Origin of the sequence: Antarctobacter aquimaris (genome assembly GCF_900184945.1) — a bacterium.
Lineage (GTDB): Bacteria > Pseudomonadota > Alphaproteobacteria > Rhodobacterales > Rhodobacteraceae > Maliponia > Maliponia aquimaris.
On the sequence record NZ_FXYF01000010.1, the window covers coordinates 117,427 to 134,846 of the forward strand.

Annotated in this window: 17 protein-coding genes; 10 read left to right on the plus strand and 7 right to left on the minus strand. The window is 68.4% G+C overall.

All coding sequences use genetic code 11. The features are described 5' to 3' along the window. Positions 1–38: 38 nt before the first annotated feature. Positions 39–419, minus strand: a complete 381-nt coding sequence (locus MAA8898_RS17440) for a hypothetical protein (protein ID WP_245853454.1) — start codon at positions 417–419, stop codon at positions 39–41. A 146-nt stretch (positions 420–565) separates the two neighbouring features. Here MAA8898_RS17440 and MAA8898_RS17445 point away from each other — a divergent pair, with 146 nt between their 5' ends. Continuing rightward, a complete protein-coding gene (locus tag MAA8898_RS17445) occupies positions 566–1,207 on the plus strand; it encodes a carbonic anhydrase (protein ID WP_094022304.1) in 642 nt (213 codons plus the stop codon). A 116-nt stretch (positions 1,208–1,323) separates the two neighbouring features. Continuing rightward, positions 1,324–1,584 carry a transcriptional regulator gene (locus MAA8898_RS27300; RefSeq protein ID WP_370738629.1) on the plus strand — a complete coding sequence of 87 codons (261 nt, stop codon included), beginning with the start codon at positions 1,324–1,326 and terminating at the stop codon, positions 1,582–1,584. Here MAA8898_RS27300 and MAA8898_RS17455 read toward each other — a convergent pair. Continuing rightward, complete coding sequence (locus MAA8898_RS17455) at positions 1,484–1,795, minus strand: hypothetical protein (protein ID WP_176445207.1); 312 nt, start codon at positions 1,793–1,795, stop codon at positions 1,484–1,486. The two genes, MAA8898_RS27300 and MAA8898_RS17455, sit on opposite strands and share 101 nt — an antisense overlap. Positions 1,796–2,011: 216 nt before the next feature. Between MAA8898_RS17455 and MAA8898_RS17460 the strand changes: the two genes are divergently transcribed. Further along, complete coding sequence (locus tag MAA8898_RS17460; protein ID WP_094022305.1) at positions 2,012–2,515, plus strand: hypothetical protein; 504 nt, start codon at positions 2,012–2,014, stop codon at positions 2,513–2,515. Positions 2,516–2,842: 327 nt separating this feature from the next. On the opposite strand, the gene MAA8898_RS17465 is transcribed toward MAA8898_RS17460, so the two are convergent. Beyond that, a complete protein-coding gene (locus tag MAA8898_RS17465) occupies positions 2,843–3,865 on the minus strand; it encodes an aspartate-semialdehyde dehydrogenase (RefSeq protein WP_094022306.1) in 1,023 nt (340 codons plus the stop codon). Positions 3,866–4,231: 366 nt separating this feature from the next. Between MAA8898_RS17465 and MAA8898_RS17470 the strand changes: the two genes are divergently transcribed. Then, positions 4,232–6,103: a polysaccharide biosynthesis protein gene (locus tag MAA8898_RS17470; RefSeq protein ID WP_094022307.1), complete on the plus strand. Its 1,872-nt coding sequence runs from the start codon at positions 4,232–4,234 to the stop codon at positions 6,101–6,103. A gap of 15 nt (positions 6,104–6,118) precedes the next feature. Here MAA8898_RS17470 and MAA8898_RS17475 read toward each other — a convergent pair whose 3' ends face one another. Next, positions 6,119–6,961 carry an LOG family protein gene (locus MAA8898_RS17475; protein WP_094022308.1) on the minus strand — a complete coding sequence of 281 codons (843 nt, stop codon included), beginning with the start codon at positions 6,959–6,961 and terminating at the stop codon, positions 6,119–6,121. Positions 6,962–7,032: 71 nt separating this feature from the next. Between MAA8898_RS17475 and MAA8898_RS17480 the strand changes: the two genes are divergently transcribed. Further along, a complete protein-coding gene (locus MAA8898_RS17480) occupies positions 7,033–7,950 on the plus strand; it encodes a threonine/serine dehydratase (RefSeq protein WP_094022309.1) in 918 nt (305 codons plus the stop codon). A 126-nt stretch (positions 7,951–8,076) separates the two neighbouring features. Further along, positions 8,077–8,904 (plus strand): 2,3,4,5-tetrahydropyridine-2,6-dicarboxylate N-succinyltransferase, encoded by an 828-nt coding sequence (gene dapD / locus MAA8898_RS17485; protein ID WP_094022310.1) that lies wholly within the window; start codon positions 8,077–8,079, stop codon positions 8,902–8,904. A gap of 70 nt (positions 8,905–8,974) precedes the next feature. Here dapD and MAA8898_RS17490 read toward each other — a convergent pair whose 3' ends face one another. Together MAA8898_RS17490 and MAA8898_RS17495 are read right to left on the minus strand one after the other, a co-directional pair. Further along, positions 8,975–10,024 (minus strand): transporter substrate-binding domain-containing protein, encoded by a 1,050-nt coding sequence (locus tag MAA8898_RS17490; RefSeq protein ID WP_094022311.1) that lies wholly within the window; start codon positions 10,022–10,024, stop codon positions 8,975–8,977. A 111-nt stretch (positions 10,025–10,135) separates the two neighbouring features. Beyond that, a complete protein-coding gene (locus MAA8898_RS17495; RefSeq protein ID WP_176445208.1) occupies positions 10,136–11,395 on the minus strand; it encodes an AAA family ATPase in 1,260 nt (419 codons plus the stop codon). A gap of 280 nt (positions 11,396–11,675) precedes the next feature. On the opposite strand from MAA8898_RS17495, the gene MAA8898_RS17500 reads away from it, so the two are divergent. Further along, positions 11,676–11,996 (plus strand): DUF8846 family protein, encoded by a 321-nt coding sequence (locus MAA8898_RS17500; protein WP_094022313.1) that lies wholly within the window; start codon positions 11,676–11,678, stop codon positions 11,994–11,996. 71 nt (positions 11,997–12,067) lie between these two features. Here MAA8898_RS17500 and MAA8898_RS17505 read toward each other — a convergent pair whose 3' ends face one another. Then, positions 12,068–13,117, minus strand: coding sequence for a Hint domain-containing protein (locus MAA8898_RS17505; protein WP_094022314.1), 1,050 nt, complete (start codon positions 13,115–13,117; stop codon positions 12,068–12,070). A gap of 167 nt (positions 13,118–13,284) precedes the next feature. On the opposite strand from MAA8898_RS17505, the gene dapE reads away from it, so the two are divergent. The 3 genes from dapE (at position 13,285) to rnr (ending at position 17,382) form a co-directional block, all read left to right on the plus strand. Next, a complete protein-coding gene (gene dapE / locus MAA8898_RS17510; RefSeq protein ID WP_094022315.1) occupies positions 13,285–14,424 on the plus strand; it encodes a succinyl-diaminopimelate desuccinylase in 1,140 nt (379 codons plus the stop codon). A gap of 61 nt (positions 14,425–14,485) precedes the next feature. Further along, complete coding sequence (locus tag MAA8898_RS17515) at positions 14,486–15,043, plus strand: TIGR04282 family arsenosugar biosynthesis glycosyltransferase (protein WP_094022363.1); 558 nt, start codon at positions 14,486–14,488, stop codon at positions 15,041–15,043. A gap of 41 nt (positions 15,044–15,084) precedes the next feature. Beyond that, positions 15,085–17,382, plus strand: a complete 2,298-nt coding sequence (rnr, locus tag MAA8898_RS17520; RefSeq protein ID WP_094022316.1) for a ribonuclease R — start codon at positions 15,085–15,087, stop codon at positions 17,380–17,382. Positions 17,383–17,420 lie beyond the last annotated feature (38 nt).

A 17,420-nucleotide genomic window follows, 5' to 3' on the forward strand; every position in this document is an offset into this window, starting at 1 on the left:
CACGCATCGCCCGCCGCAAGCGGATTTCCCGCGCCCGCTCAGACCGAAAACTCGTTGACGTCCCAGAGCGCGGTCAGCGAGCGTTCGCCAATCCGCGCCAGCCGCGCCATCGTCGCCGCCTCGGCCACGACGTCGCCCAGTTCGATGCAGGTCATGACATCGTGGGCCACCCGGCTCATCGAGCACAGGCCGATCTGGTCGGCGATGGCCGCCAGCGCGCGCAGTCCCTTGTGCAGATCCTCGCGCGGACCCGACTGTGCCTGCTGCTGCAAGTGGCACAGGCGCTGGGCCAGTTCCTCCATCGCGCGGCACACCACGTCCTCGGCGGCCGGGCGGCCGAGATCGCTGCGCAGTGTCTCGATCTGCGCCGGGTCCATCGCCGGTCGTTCGACCGGCGCAAGGTAGGTTAGCTCTTTCACATCTCACCCCATTCATTGCCCCCCACGGCGTCGCCAAAATGCCCACGCGGGGTTCCCAAAAGGTTATCCGGGACAAGGGTTTTCGCTCGAATTTCCGCAGAATTCGTCATACTTGGAGACACCCGGATTCGACGACGGAGGCTCTGATGGAATTCGCCCGCCCGCTGCCCGCCTATCTCGTGACCCGCTATCACGGATGGAAGGCAACCACCTACGCGGAGAACTGCGCCTGGTATCGTCGCCTGGCGGACGAGGGGCAGCACCCGCGCGCCATGGTCATCTCGTGCTGCGATTCGCGGGTGCATGTCACCTCGATCTTTGGCGCCGACCAGGGCGAGTTCTTCATCCATCGCAACATCGCCAACCTGGTGCCCACCTACGAACCCGACGGGCTGCACCACGGCACCTCGGCAGCTGTGGAATACGCCGTCTCGGCGCTGAAGGTGGCGCATGTGATCGTGCTGGGCCATTCCAACTGCGGCGGCGTGCAGGGCTGCCTCGACATGTGCGAGGGCCGCGCGCCCGAGCTGGAAGAGACCTCTTCCTTTGTCGGCCGCTGGATGGACATCCTGCGGCCGGGTTACGAGGCCGTGAAGGGCGAGGCGGACATGTCCCGGGCGCTGGAGAAAGAAGCGGTCGCCGTGTCCCTGCGCAACCTGATGACCTTTCCCTTCGTGCGCAGCGCCGTGGACTCGGGCAAGCTGTCGCTGCACGGGCTCTGGACTGACATCGGCGAGGGCGGCTTGCAGCATCTTGACGGGAAGACCGGGCAGTTCGTGCCGATCTGAGGCCCGGCTGGCCAGGCGGCCGCACCGCCCGCGCCACGCATTGACCGGGCACTGACTCGCGGCAGCGCAGGCACGGGGCGACACGCGCCGAGGTCACCGGCTGGTCGGTCCTGCCGGTGCTCGGATCCGGCAAGTCCGGGGAGGGGAGTCGGGAGGGTCAGGTCAGCCGTGGCACCGGGCTGATCCAGGTGATCCGCATCATCCGGCCGGAAAAGCCCGATCCGCTGCTTGACCAGGTCTTTGCCATGGTCGAGCGGCACATCGGCGTGGGCTGTGTCAGCGATTGCGAGGTTCTGCGCGCCGAACATTTCCAGGCGTGGGTGCAGGGGTGGTCGATTCGACCAGTTCGCCCGCCTCTCCGGTGCGGCTGGCCTTGACGCAGGGCCGGCCGAGCCGTTCTGCCAGCCGGGCCAGCGGCACGCCAAGGTCGCTGCCCGTGCACATGCCTTCGCCCGTGTCATCCAGGATCACCAGGTGGCCAAGGCGAAAGGTCAGCCGAAACCCCTTGCGCGCCAGGTCTTCGGACAGCTGGGTCCAGCTGAGCGCGCGTTCCAGCACCGGTGTCAGAAAGAGCCTCAGTAGCGCCATGGCCTCGCTGTCGAGTGGCCTGGGAAGACCGGCAGTTCGCGGAGCGTTGGGCCAGTTGGCCCGGGGAGTGGCCGTTCGAAGCATCGCCTTGTCCTTGGCTATCCGGTCAGGGTCGCAGGGGAATGCGGCATAAATGGGGCAATTGCGTGACCCTCTCCCAGGTTTCGATGCGAAATGGAAACCGCGTCTTAACCTTGCGTGCGGCAAGGTAAGGACATGGAACAGGTCGCACTCACGGTTCACATCCCCCGGACGCTGCACGCCGCGGCAGAGCGGGTATCGCGTCAGCGGGGGCAGACGCTGGATCGCTTCCTGGCCCAGGCGCTGGCGCGCGGGGTCTTGCGCAATGCGGCGGACGAACCGGCGGACAGGGACACCGGACCGGGGGCAGGATCGGACAGCACAGACGGACAGGCCGCGCTGGCGCGGTTGCGAGGCGATCTGGAACAGGATTTCGCCCGGGCGCGCAGCTGGCCCGAATTGCAGGGTCGGCTCTTGGTCAAGGGATACCGGCTGCGCGAATGCGGCGGCGCGCTGTCGGTGCACCGCCATCCCGACGACACGCGGCTGTGCCCGCTGGAGTCGCTGGGGATCACGTCCGCAACGCTGGCCATGCGGTTCTGCCGCCCCTTCCCGCCGCCCATCGGCATGTGGGAGCAATCCCCCTTCACTGCAGGGGAACGGGGCGGGATCGACGCAGCTTTGCAGGCAATCGGTTAGGATGGAGGCAGGCAAGAACGGGCAGCTTGTCAACGAAACGGACCCGCACTCAGGAGCGCGGGTCCGTCACTTGCTTTCCGTCCCGGGGCTTTGCCCGAGATCTGACCACAGCGTCCACTGGACGCCGCGCCCGCACCTGTGGCGCTGGTCCGCCAGATGCCTTCGGCCCGGGGCTCCGCCCGTGACCTGGCCAAGCCGTCCACTGGACGCCTTGCCCGCGCCTGCGGCGCGGGTCCGCCAGATGCCTTCGGCCCGGGGCTCCGCCCGTGACCTGGCCAAGCCGTCCACTGGACGCCTTGCCCGCGCCTGCGGCGCGGGTCCGCCAGGTCACCCCTTCTTAAGCGCCTTCTGGCCGAGGACTTCTGCGATCTGAACAGCGTTCAGCGCCGCGCCCTTGCGCAGGTTGTCCGACACGCACCACAGGTTCAGACCGTTGTCGATGGTCGAATCCTGGCGGATGCGGCTGATGAAGGTGGCGAAATCGCCGACGCATTCCTTGGGCGTGACGTAGCCGCCGTTCTCGCGCTTGTCGATCACCATGATCCCCGGCGCCTCGCGCAGGATGTCACGCGCCTCGTCCTCGTCGAGGAATTCCTCGAACTCGATGTTGATCGCCTCGGAGTGGCCGACAAAGACCGGCACGCGCACGCAGGTCGCGGTCAGCTTGATCTTGGGATCGAGGATCTTCTTGGTCTCCGCCACCATCTTCCACTCTTCCTTGGTGGAGCCGTCCTCCATGAAGACGTCGATGTGCGGGATCACGTTGAAGGCGATTTCCTTGGTGAACTTCTTCGGCGGCACGTCGGCCGTGGGATTGTAGACCGCCTTGGTCTGGTCCCAGAGCTCGTCCATGCCTTCCTTGCCGGCGCCCGACACCGACTGGTAGGTCGACACGACCACCCGCTTGATCCGGGCGCGGTCGTGCAGCGGCTTCAGCGCCACCACCATCTGCGCGGTCGAGCAGTTGGGATTGGCGATGATGTTCTTCTTCTTGTAGCCCAGCACCGCGTCGGCGTTCACCTCGGGCACCACCAGCGGAACGTCCGGGTCGTAGCGGTAGAGCGACGAGTTGTCGATCACCACGCAGCCCGCCGCGGCGGCCTTGGGTGCGAATTCCTTGGTCGGACCGGAGCCCACCGCGAACAGCGCGATGTCCCAGCCGGCAAAGTCGAAAGTGGCCAGGTCCTGGGTCTTGAGGGTCCTGTCGCCAAAGCTGACTTCGGTGCCGAGCGATTTTCGCGAAGCAAGCACGGCGATCTCGTCGACGGGGAATTCCCGCTCGGCGAGGATGTTCAGCATTTCACGGCCCACGTTGCCCGTGGCGCCCGCAACGACAATACGGTAGCCCATCTGGCCCTCCTATCGGTTCAAGTGACCCGCCGGCGCGACAGGCGCGCCATGTGGGCTGGCGCGCTACATATCGCAGGTGCAGCATCGGTGAAAGCCCCGATTCGGTGGCACTCTGCCGCGCCCCGCGGCGATTGCCCGTCCACAAGGCGCCCATTCGATGAATCATGCGGCAGCGGAAAGCGGAATTTTTCCGCTTGTGCTCGCAACCGCAGAAACAAGCAGCTTGCCTGAGACAGGGTCGTTACCCTAAGGATGAATTGTCCGTTACCGAATTCGCCTTTAGACGGCCCTGCCCGGCAAAGGGCGAAAGATAAGAAAACGTCACGTGGCGACGGCCTTGGATTGTCTGCGAGGGGCAAGGCAGAAATGTTCTTTACGATCGTCACGGCATTGTCCCGGGCACAAAAGCAGGCGCTCTTCATCCTCATGGACGCCTTTGTCGTGCCGCTGGCCATGCTGTGCGCGCTTGTCCTGGCCGCCGCGGCCGAAGCGAACATCGCCACCCTGTCGTCCGTCGTTCCGATGCTGGTCGTGCTGACCGCAGTCGCTGTCTTTCTGGGCTGGTGGCTGGGTCTGACCCGCATGACGCTGAACGCCTACGAGATGCGCGGCGTGACCCGCACCGGCACCTATGCCGCGGCGCTCGGCCTGCTGGCGCTTGCGCTGAACACGGTGCTGGGGCTGGGCCTGACGACCGGCGTTTTCGTGATCTTCACCCTCTTGATGCTGGTCATGTCGGCCACCTGGCGGATCCTGTTGCGGCACATCACCTTGCAGGTGTACCGCCACGGCAAGGACCGCAAGCGCGTGCTGATCTACGGCGCCGGCCAGACCGGCCAGCAGCTTGTCGCGGCGCTGCGCCACGACGAGGCGGTCATTCCCATCGCCTTCATCGACGACAACCCCACGCTGCAAAGCCTGATGGTCGCCGGCCTGCGGGTCCATGCGCCCTCCAGCGTCGAAAAGATCGTCGAGCAGAAGGGGATCGACCGCATCATCCTGGCGATGCCCTCCATCAGCCAGCCCGCGCTGGCCCGCATCGCGCACAAGCTGCGTCACCTCGGCTGCGAGATCCACGCCCTGCCCTCGTTTGCCGCGCTGGTCGGCGAAGGCGAGATGCGCAAGCAGGTCACCCCGGTCTCGATCCTCGACCTGCTCGGCCGCAACCGGCTGGAAAGCGAATTGCCGGGCGTGAGCCACGTCTATTCCGGCCGCCGCATCCTTGTCTCCGGCGCGGGCGGCTCCATCGGCTCGGAACTCTGCCGCCAGCTGGTCGCGTGCAAGCCGGCCTGCGTGGTCCTCGTGGATCACTCGGAACTGGCGCTCTACAGCATCGACAAGGAACTGCGCGACATCAGCGACGGCATGACCATCGTTCCGGTGCTGGCCTCCGTGCTGGACGAAAAGCTGATGCGCGACGTCCTGATCACCCACGACATCGACGTGGTGCTGCACGCCGCCGCCTACAAGCACCTGCCGCTGGTCGAACAGAACGTGCTGACCGGGCTGCGCAACAACGTGTTGGGCACCAAGGTGCTGGCCGACGCGGCGCGCGCGGCGGGTGTCGACCGCTTCATCCTGGTGTCCACCGACAAGGCCGTGCGCCCGACCAACGTGATGGGCGCGTCCAAGCGGCTGGCCGAACTGGTGGTGCAGGACCTCGCGGCCCGCACCCCCGGCACGCGGTTTTCCATGGTGCGTTTCGGCAACGTGCTGGGATCCTCCGGATCGGTCATCCCGCTGTTCGAGGAACAGATCGCCCGGGGCGGCCCGGTGACCCTTACCGACCCCAACGTCACCCGCTACTTCATGACCATTTCCGAAGCGGCGCGCCTGGTCCTGCTGGCCGGGTCCTTTGCCCGGGGCGGCGATGTCTTCGTTCTGGATATGGGCGAGCCGGTGCCAATCCGCCGCCTCGCCCGCCAGATGATCGAAGGCGCCGGGTTCAGCGTCCGGGACGAGGCCAACCCCGCCGGCGACATCGAGATCGAGATCACCGGCCTGCGCCCCGGCGAGAAGCTGCACGAAGAGCTGCTGATCTCTGCCGACATGCTGACCACGCCGCACAACAAGATCCTGCGCGCGCAGGAAAGCTTTCTGTCCGAGTTCGAGATTGCCACCGCGCTCAAGGAACTGCGCGGCGCCATCGACCAGCACGACGAAGGCGCCGCCCGCGCGGTGATCGCCCGCTGGGTCGAGCAGGCGGTTCTGGGCGAGACCGCCCAGCAGCAACGCTGACGCCAACCCCGGGGGTTAGCGGTCCGGTATCGCGCTGCGCGCCTCGGACGGACCCCAGTTTTCGACAATCTCCGCCGCTTCCTGCGCGTTCTCGACGTAGTGGAACAGGTCCAGGTCCTCGCGGCTGATGGTGCCGGCATCGGCCAGCGCCTCCCAGTTGATGATCCGCTCCCAGAAGTCCCGCCCGAACAGCAGCATCGGCACCCGATGCATGCGGCCGGTCTGGATCAGGGTCAGCGTCTCGAACAGCTCGTCCAGCGTGCCGAAACCGCCCGGGAAGACACAGATCGCCCGCGCGCGCATCAGGAAGTGCATCTTGCGGATGGCGAAGTAGTGAAAGTTGAACGCCAGTTCGGGCGTCACGTAGGGGTTGGGCGCCTGTTCGTGCGGCAGCACGATGTTCAGGCCGATCGACACGCCGCCCTCTTGCTGTGCGCCCAGGTTGCCGGCCTCCATCACGCCGGGGCCGCCGCCGGTCACCACCACGAAATCGCGGTTGCCGCTGGCCTTGGACTTGCGCGTCATCAGGCGGGCAAAGTCGCGCGCCTCGTCGTAGAAACGCGACAGCTCGGCCAGGGTCTTGGTCCGCGCGGTGTCCTTTTCGGCCGGTGACGGGATGCGCGCGCCGCCGAACAGCACCACGGTGGAGTCGATGCCGTGTTCGTCCATCAGCATCTCGAACTTCAGCAGTTCCAGTTGCAGGCGCACCGGGCGCAGTTCCTCGCGGCCGAGGAAGTCCATGTCGGCAAAGGCAAGCCGGTAGCTGGGCGACAGGGTCTGCGGCGTGTGCGGGATCTGTTCGGCGGTGTCGCGGTCGAGGTTGGCGTCGCGCAACGGGCTCCGGCGGTCTTCTTTCATGGCGCGTCTCCTTGTTCGCCTTGGCACAGGACTATAGCCTGCCACGGTGAAGCGCCAGCCAAGGAACAGAGATGGACTGGAAATCCGAGATCGATTTGGCCGCCGGGCGGATTGCCGGGCACACCGTGATCACGCCGGTGATGATGTCCGACGCGCTGTGGGACCGGCCCGTGATGCTGAAGCTGGAGCAGCTCCAGCACACCGGCAGCTTCAAGGCGCGCGGGGCCTTCAACACGCTGCGCGCCGTCGTGGTGCCCGAGGGCGGCGTGGTGGCCGCCTCGGGCGGCAACCACGGCGCGGCGGTGGCCTTTGCCGCGCACAGGCTGGGCCACAAGGCGCGCATCTTTGTCCCCGAGATCGCCGGTCCGGCCAAGATCGCGCTGATCGAACGCTCCGGCGCGGACCTGACCGTGGTGCCCGGCGAATACGCCGACGCGCTGGACATGGCGCGCCGCTTTGAGGCCGAGCGCGGGGCGATGCAGGTGCATGCCTATGACGCGGCCCTGACCGTCGCCGGACAGGGCACCCTGATGCGTGAGTGGGAGGCGCAGGGGCTGGAGGCCGACACGGTGCTGATCGCCGTGGGCGGAGGTGGGCTGATCGCCGGGGCGCTGGCCTGGACGCAGGGCGCACGCCGCATCGTCGCGGTCGAGCCCGAGACCTGCGCGGCCCTGAACGCGGCGCTAATCGCCGGGGAACCGGTCGACGGCCCGGTGTCCGGCGTGGCGGCGAATGCGCTGGGCGCACGGCGGATCGGGTCGATCTGTTTCGACCTCGCCCGCGCGCAGGCCATCCCCAGCGTCACGGTGCCCGACGCTGCCATCGTCGAGGCGCAGCGCGCGCTCTGGCAGTCTCACCGCCTGCTGGTGGAACCGGCGGGGGCCTGCGCGCTGGCCGCGTTGCGCTGCGGTGCCTACGTGCCTGAACCGGACGAACGTGTCGCCGTGCTGGTCTGCGGCGGCAACATCGCGCCCGATCCTTTGGGCTGAGGCGGGCGGAACGCCTCCGGCGGGAGTATTTCGGCCAAGAAGAAACCCGAGGCGCGCCAAGGATTGTTCCGTGGCGGCAAGGCGGCTATAGGGCGACGGAACCGAATTCCGTGGGGAGAGGGACGCATGTCCAACGCACAACTTGAAAAGGCTATCGAGGCCGCCTGGGAAAACCGCGCCGAGATCACGCCGACCACCACCGGCGAGACCCGCGAGGCCATCGAGGCCACGCTGGACGCGCTCGACAGCGGCACGCTGCGGGTGGCCGAGCGCGGCGAGGATGGCACCTGGCATGTCAACCAGTGGGCCAAGAAGGCCGTGCTGCTGTCGTTCCGGCTGAACGACATGGCGCCGATCTCGGGCGGCAACGGCGGCTCGACCTGGTGGGACAAGGTGCCGTCGAAATTCGCCGGCTGGGACGACAACCAGTGGCGCGCGGCGGGGTTCCGCGCGGTGCCGGGGTCGATCGTCCGGCGCTCGGCCTTCATCGGCAAGGGCGTGGTGCTGATGCCGTCGTTCGTGAACATCGGCGCCTATGTCGACGAAGGCTCGATGGTCGACGGCTGGGCCACCGTCGGGTCCTGCGCGCAGATCGGCAAGAACGTGCACCTGTCGGGCGGCGTCGGCATCGGCGGCGTGCTGGAACCGATGCAGGCCGGTCCGACCATCATCGAGGACAACTGCTTTATTGGCGCGCGCTCCGAGGTGGTCGAAGGCTGCATCGTGCGCGAAGGCTCGGTGCTGGGCATGGGCGTGTTCATCGGCCAGTCGACCAAGATCGTCGACCGCGAGACCGGTGAAGTGATGTACGGCGAGGTCCCGCCCTATTCGGTGGTTGTCGCCGGCTCGATGCCGTCCAAGAACGGCATCAACCTGTATTGCGCGGTGATCGTGAAGCGGGTGGACGAAAAGACCCGCTCCAAGACCGGCATCAACGAATTGCTGCGGGACTGAGCGCGCCCGCCCCTGCCGCCGCGCGCGGCGGGGGCCCTTGTCCGGGCTGCCCGCCGCCAGCCGCCCTGTCTCAGTTTTCGTCGAACCAGGTGCGCAGCAACGCGTCGTAGGACCCGTTCTCGCGCAGTTTCAGGATCGCCTGGTTGATCGGTTCGCGCAGCGGGCTGCCGGCGGGCAGCGCGATGCCGTAGTCCTCGGAGCGGAACACCCGGGCCAGCAGGTAGGCATCGGTTTCGGGATTGCGCGACAGGTAGTATTTCAGCAGCGGCCCGTCGAAGACCAGCGCCTCGACCTCGCCTGTCTCGAAAGCCTCGATCATCTCGGAAAAGCCGGGATAGGCCTGATGTCGGACCTCGCGCGCCTCGAGGAACAGCGACGCGGTCGAGCCTTGCACGCTGCCCACGCGCCGGCGGTCCAGGTCGCTGAGCGTGTTGATCGAGGAGGTCAGCGCCGTGACCGTCATCGCCGAGGTGATCTTGGCCACGAAGAGCGAGACCACGAACAGGCTGGCCACCACCATCACCACCGACAGCACCCGCCCCATGGGAGAGCGCGGCATGCGTTCCTCAAAGCCGCCGTTCACCACCAGGTTCAGCGCCCACCAGAACGAAGGGAACATCGCCTCGTTCAGGGGCCGTTCGAAATACGGCTGCTTGCGGCGCTCGAACAGCCACATCAGCATCCCGCCGCCGAACAGCATCGCCGCCGCCGCGGCCAGCCATCCCAGGATGTCCAGCGTGAAGAGATACGACCATGCCGAGGTGCGCGCCTCGCCCGCCACCATGATCTGCAATCCGCTCTGAAAGATCGGCAGGGTGAAATCCAGCACCGACTCGCGCTCGGACGTGATCGAGATGTTGGCGATCGCCCCGTCAACCTCGCCGTTCTGCACCCGCGCCAGCATCTCGGCAAAGGTCGGGCTGGTCTCGAACCGCACCTCGCGGCCGATCTGGTCGGCGATCTGCCGCATCAGCGCGATGCTGAACCCGTCGTGCGTGGTGGTGCCCATGGCAAAGGGCGGTCGTTCGACCGTGGTCAGGACCAGCGTCTGCGCCGGGGCCTGAACGGCGCCCGACAGCAGCCAGACCAGCATCAGAAGGGGGCGCAGAACGCGGGGCATGGCGTCTCCTGTCAGGGCTGCGCGGCGGGCGGGCGGCGCGCGCTGTGACGGCTTTCCTACAGGCCGGCGCAGCCGCTTCACAGCCCCGCCGCGCGAAACCCTGAAAAGGTGTCACTCCGCGGCCATGGTGCCCCCGGCCCGCGGGGCATCGGCGATCAGGCCGGTGGCCGTCGCAGCGGTGGCCGCGTCCCGCGCGTGTTGCAGCAGCCAGCCCTGCAAGGCCGCCGGGGCAATCCGCCGCGCGCCCAGCGCCGCGGCGTACCGCAGCGCCAGCGCCTCTTCGCCGGGAAAGAACCGGCGGAACAACTCGGCCGCCACGCAGGCCGGCACCGGTCCCAGTTCGACGTGCAGGTCGGCCCGCCCAGGCCGGATCAGTGCCGTGTCCAGCCGCTCGGGGTGGTTGGTGGTCATCACCAGCACCCGCCCCTCCTGCGCCGCCACGCCGTCGATGGCGTTCAGCAGTCCGCTGAAGCTGATGCCGCTGCGCATCTCGCCCGACTCGCGCCCGGAAAAAGCGGCGTCGATGTCCTCGAGCACCAGGAAGGCCCCCCTGGGCGCGGTCGCCAGACCGCTGCGCAGGTCCTCGTCGCCCAGCCCCGGGCTCGACAGGCTGACCGAGGCGACATCCTTGCCCAACTCGCTGGCCAGCGCGCGGATCACGCTGGACTTGCCGGTGCCGGGCGGACCGTACAGCAGGTAGCCTCGGCGCCAGGGCACGCCGCGCTGCCGGTACCAGTCCTCGTTGCCGTAGAACCACGCCATGTCGGCCAGCAGCCGCTCCAGCCGGTCGTCCTCGCACAGGATGGTGTCCAGCCCGCGCCGCGACAGGTCACAGACGTAGTCCCACCAGTCGCCCTTGAGCACGTGCAGTTCCGACAGCCGCGCCTCGTCGACGCGGCACATCTCGGCGCCCTGCTCGATCCAGCCGCGCAGGGTTTCGGTCCGGCCGAACAGCATGGTGACGGTCAGCACCTCCATCGGTCCAGTGCCCGTGCTGCCCTCGACCCGCGTCTTTTCGCGCAGGCTGCGCTCGAACGAACACAGCCGACCGCCGCGGAAAAACCAGTGCCGCCCTTCGGCAGGGGCAAAGATCTCGTCCTCGCCGCTGCCGCGCAGCCCCGTCGTCTGCACCTGCCGGATGCGCTTGAGCGCGCCGGTGCGGTCCAGCCAGACATAGAGGTGGCGATAGGCGGCAGACCGGTTGTCGACGGTCAGCGACACCGCCCAGCGCCGCTGCATGTGTCCGCGCAGCAGGCCCCAGGCCATCCGCACGAGGCCCAGCGCCATGCCGAAGACCCCCAGCGCCAGCCCGCCGGCAAAGAAATCGCTGCCCACCGCGCGGGTGAGCATCTCGTTGAAAAACGTGTCCATGTGCCCTTCGGCGCCATCTGCGCCGCTCTCGGGAAACGGCCCCACCCAGGGGCCAGGCATCTGTCAGTTCAGCGCCCGCAAAGGGCGAAACCGGTATTGCTGTCCATCATATCCGCCCTCCTTTCCAAAGATCGTCCAAGGGAGCGCCCTGATACCCCCGCCTCCCGAGTCGCACCAAGACCGGATTTCCCCACCCACCGGCGCGTGGCAAATCCGCAACAGCCTTGACAGCCCGCGGCCAAAGGCGCATCGCTCCCGCCGCAAACGCAAGGACGGACCGATGGCCGACAAGAAACCGCAACAGGTCTACACGCTGCTGGTCGAGGTCGGCCGCAAGAAGGGCGACGGCCTGCCCGACAAGGCCACCGGCGCGGCGCTGATGTGCTACGCCTCCGGCGTGGACGAGGCCGAGGCGGTGCGCGAAACCGTCGCCATCCTGAAACAGGCCGACATGGCGCCGCTCGATGTCACCGGCTACGGCACCCGCGCGGAACGCGAGGAACAGGGCCACGAGATCGACGAGGACGAGATCGCTCTGATGGACCAGGCCCTGGCCGAAAACGCGGTCATCGTCGCGCAGGTCAGCCCCTTCTTCGACTGACCCCGGGCTTCTTCTCTGTTCAAATACTCCCGGGGGAGTCGCCCCGCAGGGGCGGCGGGGGCAGCGCCCCCTTACGCCGCCCGGGCCCGCACCAGCGTCATGGCCTCGAAGGGCCGCAGCACCTTCAGGCCGCGCCCGCCGTGTTCCGGCAGCAGGCTGGCCGGAACCTGCGCCAGCAGCGTTTCGGGCAACAGGTCCCGCTGCCGACGCAGGCGGCCGATCCAGAGGCTGTCGAGGTCGGCGCCAGAGCCGCGCAGCACCTCGTTTCCAGGCAGCAGCAGCTGGTGCCAGGTCTCCAGCGGCCCCTCTGGGTCAGGCGCGGCGGCCGGGCCGCCCAGCAGGCAGCGCACCGGCACCAGCACCTCCTCGCAGCCAAACAGGTACGCCACGTCCGATCCGCCGATCACCAGCCCCTGCCCGGCCGCAACGCGCATGTCCTGCCGCAGCCCGAACCAGGGCGCCCGCACCCGCACCGGCGCACAGGCCCCCAGTGCGGGAACTTGCCGTTCCAGCCGGGCCAACACCGGCACCACTGCCCCGCCCCGGGTCCGCACCGTGTCGCCGGTGCGCAACTGTGCCAGGGGTCGCGGCCCCTCGGGCGTGTCGATCAGGGTGGCACCGTCCAGCCCCGGCATCGGCCCCAGGGGTTCGACCTCATCCGACACCGCGCGCGCCCCGGTTTTGGCCCCGCCGCACAGAACCCGGACATCGCCAAGGGTCAGCGGCGGTGGCGCAGCGACGTGCCGAAACGCCAGCACCATGCCGTTCTCCCGCTCGGCCGCCAGCCGACCGCGGCCCGCCGGGCTGTCCCAGGCCCAGGTCAACCGCAGCACCTCGCCCGGCGGGACATCGGGCAACGGCAAGGCCAGGCGCAGCACATGGGTCCCCTGCCCGTGCTCCAGGACCAGCCCCTCGCCCGGAACCGCCATCAGGGACAGCCGCGCCGGCCAGGGCGCGCGTCGTGAAAATCCGGCAAATACGCGGGAAAGGCGGTCCTCGGGCCAGGCGGCTTCGACCATCAGCGTCCCGCGCGGCAAGAGATCGCCCATCTGGGCTTGCGATCCCAAAGCCCGCGGGCAGTGCCACGACAGTTCGTCCCCGGTCACCGCGATCCAGCCCATTCGATCCGCCCCGCCCGCACCGCGCCAGCCGCGGCCATTCCGCTCCTGCCTAGCACCTTGCCCGCGCCGCCGCCACGATCCGAAGACCGCACCGCGCCATTTGCCAAATGCTGCGCGGCGCGCTAGCCCTTGGCCCGCCGCAATTGCCGCGAAAAGGAGCCCCCGAGATGACCGATCCAGTCGACCTGACCGCCCGCCTCGTCCGCTGTCCCTCGGTCACGCCTAAGGAAGGCGGCGCGCTGGTGCTGCTTCACGACCTGCTGGAGGGCGCCGGTTTCACCTGTGTCCGCGTCGACCGGGGCGGCACGCCGAACCTGTTTGCCCGTTGGGGGGACAAGGGTCATTCCCGCACCTTCGGCTTCAACGGTCACACCGACGTGGTGCCCATCGGCAATCGCGCGGACTGGACGCATGACCCATTCGGCGCCGAGATCGTGGACGGCTTTCTCTACGGCCGTGGCGCGACGGACATGAAATCCGGCGTTGCCGCCTTTGCCGCCGCGGCAGTCGATTTCGTCAAGGACACGCCACCCGACGGCGCGGTGATCCTAGCGATCACCGGCGACGAGGAGGGCGACGCCGACCACGGCACCGTCGCCCTGCTGGACTGGATGGCCGAGCACGACGAACGGATGTCCGTCTGCCTGGTGGGTGAGCCGACCAGCCCCGATCACATGGGCCAGATGATGAAGATCGGGCGACGCGGCTCGCTCTCGGCCTGGTTCACCGTCAATGGCAAGCAGGGCCATTCCGCCTATCCGCATCGCGCGCTGAACCCGATGCCCGCCATGGCGCGGCTGATGGACCGGCTGTCCAGCCATGTGCTGGACGAGGGCACCGCGCATTTCGACCCCTCGACGCTGGCGGTGGTGACCATCGACACCGGCAACGGGGCGACCAACGTGATCCCCGCGCAGACCCGCGCCACGGTCAACATCCGCTACAACGACACCCACACCGGCGCCGCGCTGTCGGACTGGCTGCGGCAGGAGGCGGCCGAGGTCGACGCCGCCTTCGGCACCCGGACCGAGGTGCGGATCAAGATCTCGGGCGAGAGCTTTCTCACCCCGCCGGGCGCGCTGTCTGACCTCGTGTCGCGGGCGGTCGCGGTCGAGACCAATGTCACGCCGGAACTGTCCACCACCGGCGGCACCTCCGACGCGCGGTTCGTCAAGGATCACTGCCCGGTGGTCGAATTCGGCCTCGTGGGCAAGACGATGCACGCGGTCGATGAACGGGTCGAGGTGGCGCAGATCCACCAGCTCAAGTCGATCTACACCCGCATTCTGCAGGACTACTTTGCCTGAGGCACGCCGCGCCCCGGGCCTGACCCGGGGCCTCCTTCGTGCCCGGCCCACGCTGATCGTCATGCTCAAGGTGCCGCGCCCGGGCCGGGTCAAGACCCGGCTGGCGCGCGACATCGGCAGCACGACCGCCGCTTGGTGGTTCCGCCACCAGGTGACGCGCCTGCTGCGTCGCCTGCGCGACCCGCGCTGGCGCATCGTGCTGGCCGTCGCGCCCGACCGCGAGGGGCTTACGTCCCGCATCTGGCCCGCCGGTCTGCCGCGGCTACCACAGGGACCGGGCGATCTGGGCCAGCGCATGGCGCGCGCCCTGCGCGCCGCCCCGCCCGGCCCGGTCTGCCTGATCGGCGCCGACATTCCCGGCGTGACCCGCGCCCACATCGCCCGCGCCTTTGCCGCGCTGGGCGCGGCCGAGGCCGTCTTTGGCCCCGCGCCCGATGGCGGCTACTGGCTGGTCGGCCTGCGCAACGCCTCGCGCGTGCCGAATTCGCTGTTCGACGGGGTGCGCTGGTCATCCGAACAGGCCCTGTCGGACACCCTCGCCTCAATCCCCGGAACCCGCGTCGCGCTGGTGGACGTGCTGCATGATGTAGACACGGCAGAGGATCTGCGCGCCCGCTGAATCGACATGACGCCGCCCCGCGCGCGTGTTACCTGAGCGCCATGAGCAAGCTGCCCACCAAGGCCGATATCCTCGACTGGATCTCCGCCAACCCGACCCTCACCGCGAAACGCGACATCGCCAAGGCCTTTGGCATCAAGGGCGCTGACCGCATCGACCTCAAGCGCCTCCTGCGCGAGCTCGAGGAAGAGGGCCATCTGGAAAAACGCAAGAAGACCTACCGCGACCCCGACCGCCTGCCGCCGGTCAGCGTGTTGCAGGTCAAGGAACCCGACGCCAACGGCGACCTGTTCGCCAAGCCGCTGGAATGGCACGGCGAAGGGGTGGAGCCGATCATCCTGATCATGCCGCGCGCCTCCGATCCCGCGCTGGGCGAAGGCGACCGTATCCTCGCCCGGCTCCAGGTGGTGCACGAGGCCGACCACAACTACGAGGCCCGGCTGATCCGCCGCATCGGCGCCAGCCCGCGCCGCGTGGTCGGCATCTTCCGCAAGGGCGCCGAGGGCGGGCGGATCGTGCCCATCGACAAGGGCGCGGTGCAGGAATGGACAGTCGCCCCCGACGCCACCGGCGGCGCGCAGGAGGGCGAGCTGGTCGAGGCAGAACAGGCCGGACCCGCGCGCAACCGCCTTGGCCCGCCGCGCGCGCGCATCGTGCTGCGGCTGGGTGACCCGACGGCGCCGCGCGCCGTGTCGCTGATCGCCATCCACCAGCACGGCATCCCCGACGATTTCCCCGAGGACGTGCTGGCCGAGGCCGACCAGATGAAGCCTGCCGGGCTCAAGGACCGCACCGACCTGCGCGACCTGCCGCTGATCACCATCGACCCCTGGGATGCCCGCGACCACGACGATGCCGTCTATGCCGAACCGGACGAGGACCCCAAGAACGCAGGCGGCCATATCCTCTGGGTCGCCATCGCCGACGTGGCCCATTACGTCACCCCGGGCTCCGCGCTCGACCGCGAGGCGAGGACCCGGGGCAACTCTTCCTACTTCCCCGACCGGGTCGTTCCGATGCTGCCCGACCGGCTGTCGGGCGACCTCTGCTCGCTGCACGAGGGCGTGCCGCGCGCCGTCATCGCGGTGCGGATGCGCATCGACGCCGAGGGCAACAAGCTGGGGCAAAAGTTCGTGCGCGGGCTGATGCGCTCACCCGCGTCGCTCAACTACCAGGAGGTGCAGGCCGCCATCGACGGCCAGCCCAACGACAAGACCGGCCCGCTGCTGGAGCCTGTGCTGAAACCACTCTATGCCGCCTATGCCGCGCTCAGGGCCGCGCGCGAACGGCGTCAGCCGCTGGACCTCGACCTGCCGGAGCGCAAGATCGTGCTGGACGAGGACGGCAAGGTGACCTCGGTCGATTTCGCCGACCGGCTAGAGGCGCACAAGCTGATCGAGGAATTCATGGTGCTGGCCAATGTCGCCGCTGCCGAGACTCTGGTGGCCAAGGACACGCCGCTGCTGTTCCGCGTCCACGAGGAGCCGCCGCCGGACAAGCTGGAGAGCTTGCGCGACACAGCCGAGGCCGCCGGGCTGACGCTGGCCAAGGGACAGGTGCTGAAGACCCAGCACCTGAACAACCTGCTGCACCAGGCGGCAGGCACCGGCGAGGCCGAGCTGATCAACATGGCCACGCTGCGCAGCATGACGCAGGCCTATTACAGCCCGAAGAATTTCCACCACTTCGGGCTCGCGCTGATGAACTACGCGCATTTCACCTCGCCGATCCGTCGCTATTCGGATCTGGTGGTGCACCGCGGTCTGATCTCGGCGCACAAGTGGGGCGACGACGGCCTCAGCGTGCAGGATATCGAGACGCTGGAGCGCACCGCGCAGCACATCAGCGACACCGAACGCCGCTCGATGATGGCCGAGCGGGACACCACGGACCGCTACCTGGCCGCCTATCTCTCGGATCGCCTCGGCGCCGAATTCACCGGGCGCATTTCGGGCATCGCCAAGTTCGGCGTGTTTGTGAAGCTGGACGAGACCGGGGCCGACGGGCTGATCCCGATCGGCACCCTGGGCAACGAGTATTTCCACTTTGACCGCGATGCCGGGACCCTGATGGGCGCCAGCACGGGCCGGATGATCGGGCTGGGGATGCGCGCGCGGGTCAAGCTGGTCGAGGCCGCGCCGGTCACCGGCGGCATCGCCTTTGAACTGCTGGAGCTGGACGACGAGGGCTATGAAAGCACCAGCGGCGGCGGCAAGCCGCGCGGTTTCGGCCGTGGCCGCAAGGGCGGCCCCGCGCCCCGGCGCAAGCTGGGCAAGGCCAAGGCCAAGGACGCCAAGACCAAGCGCAAGCTGACCCGGCAAAAACGCGAGAAACGCTGAGCCGCTTCCGTCGCGCCACGCGGCGGCGGGAAACCGCG

Excerpts from the sequence above, each read along its gene's own strand:
- MAA8898_RS17445 (WP_094022304.1), top strand. The coding sequence starts at position 566 with ATGGAATTCGCCCGCCCGCTGCCCGCCTATCTCGTGACCCGCTATCAC.
- MAA8898_RS17455 (WP_176445207.1), bottom strand. The coding sequence starts at position 1,795 with ATGGCGCTACTGAGGCTCTTTCTGACACCGGTGCTGGAACGCGCGCTC.
- MAA8898_RS17460 (WP_094022305.1), top strand. The coding sequence starts at position 2,012 with ATGGAACAGGTCGCACTCACGGTTCACATCCCCCGGACGCTGCACGCC.
- MAA8898_RS17465 (WP_094022306.1), bottom strand. The coding sequence starts at position 3,865 with ATGGGCTACCGTATTGTCGTTGCGGGCGCCACGGGCAACGTGGGCCGT.
- MAA8898_RS17470 (WP_094022307.1), top strand. The coding sequence starts at position 4,232 with ATGTTCTTTACGATCGTCACGGCATTGTCCCGGGCACAAAAGCAGGCG.
- MAA8898_RS17475 (WP_094022308.1), bottom strand. The coding sequence starts at position 6,961 with ATGAAAGAAGACCGCCGGAGCCCGTTGCGCGACGCCAACCTCGACCGC.
- MAA8898_RS17480 (WP_094022309.1), top strand. The coding sequence starts at position 7,033 with ATGGACTGGAAATCCGAGATCGATTTGGCCGCCGGGCGGATTGCCGGG.
- dapD (WP_094022310.1), top strand. The coding sequence starts at position 8,077 with ATGTCCAACGCACAACTTGAAAAGGCTATCGAGGCCGCCTGGGAAAAC.
- MAA8898_RS17490 (WP_094022311.1), bottom strand. The coding sequence starts at position 10,024 with ATGCCCCGCGTTCTGCGCCCCCTTCTGATGCTGGTCTGGCTGCTGTCG.
- MAA8898_RS17495 (WP_176445208.1), bottom strand. The coding sequence starts at position 11,395 with ATGGACACGTTTTTCAACGAGATGCTCACCCGCGCGGTGGGCAGCGAT.
- MAA8898_RS17500 (WP_094022313.1), top strand. The coding sequence starts at position 11,676 with ATGGCCGACAAGAAACCGCAACAGGTCTACACGCTGCTGGTCGAGGTC.
- MAA8898_RS17505 (WP_094022314.1), bottom strand. The coding sequence starts at position 13,117 with ATGGGCTGGATCGCGGTGACCGGGGACGAACTGTCGTGGCACTGCCCG.
- dapE (WP_094022315.1), top strand. The coding sequence starts at position 13,285 with ATGACCGATCCAGTCGACCTGACCGCCCGCCTCGTCCGCTGTCCCTCG.
- MAA8898_RS17515 (WP_094022363.1), top strand. The coding sequence starts at position 14,486 with ATGCTCAAGGTGCCGCGCCCGGGCCGGGTCAAGACCCGGCTGGCGCGC.
- rnr (WP_094022316.1), top strand. The coding sequence starts at position 15,085 with ATGAGCAAGCTGCCCACCAAGGCCGATATCCTCGACTGGATCTCCGCC.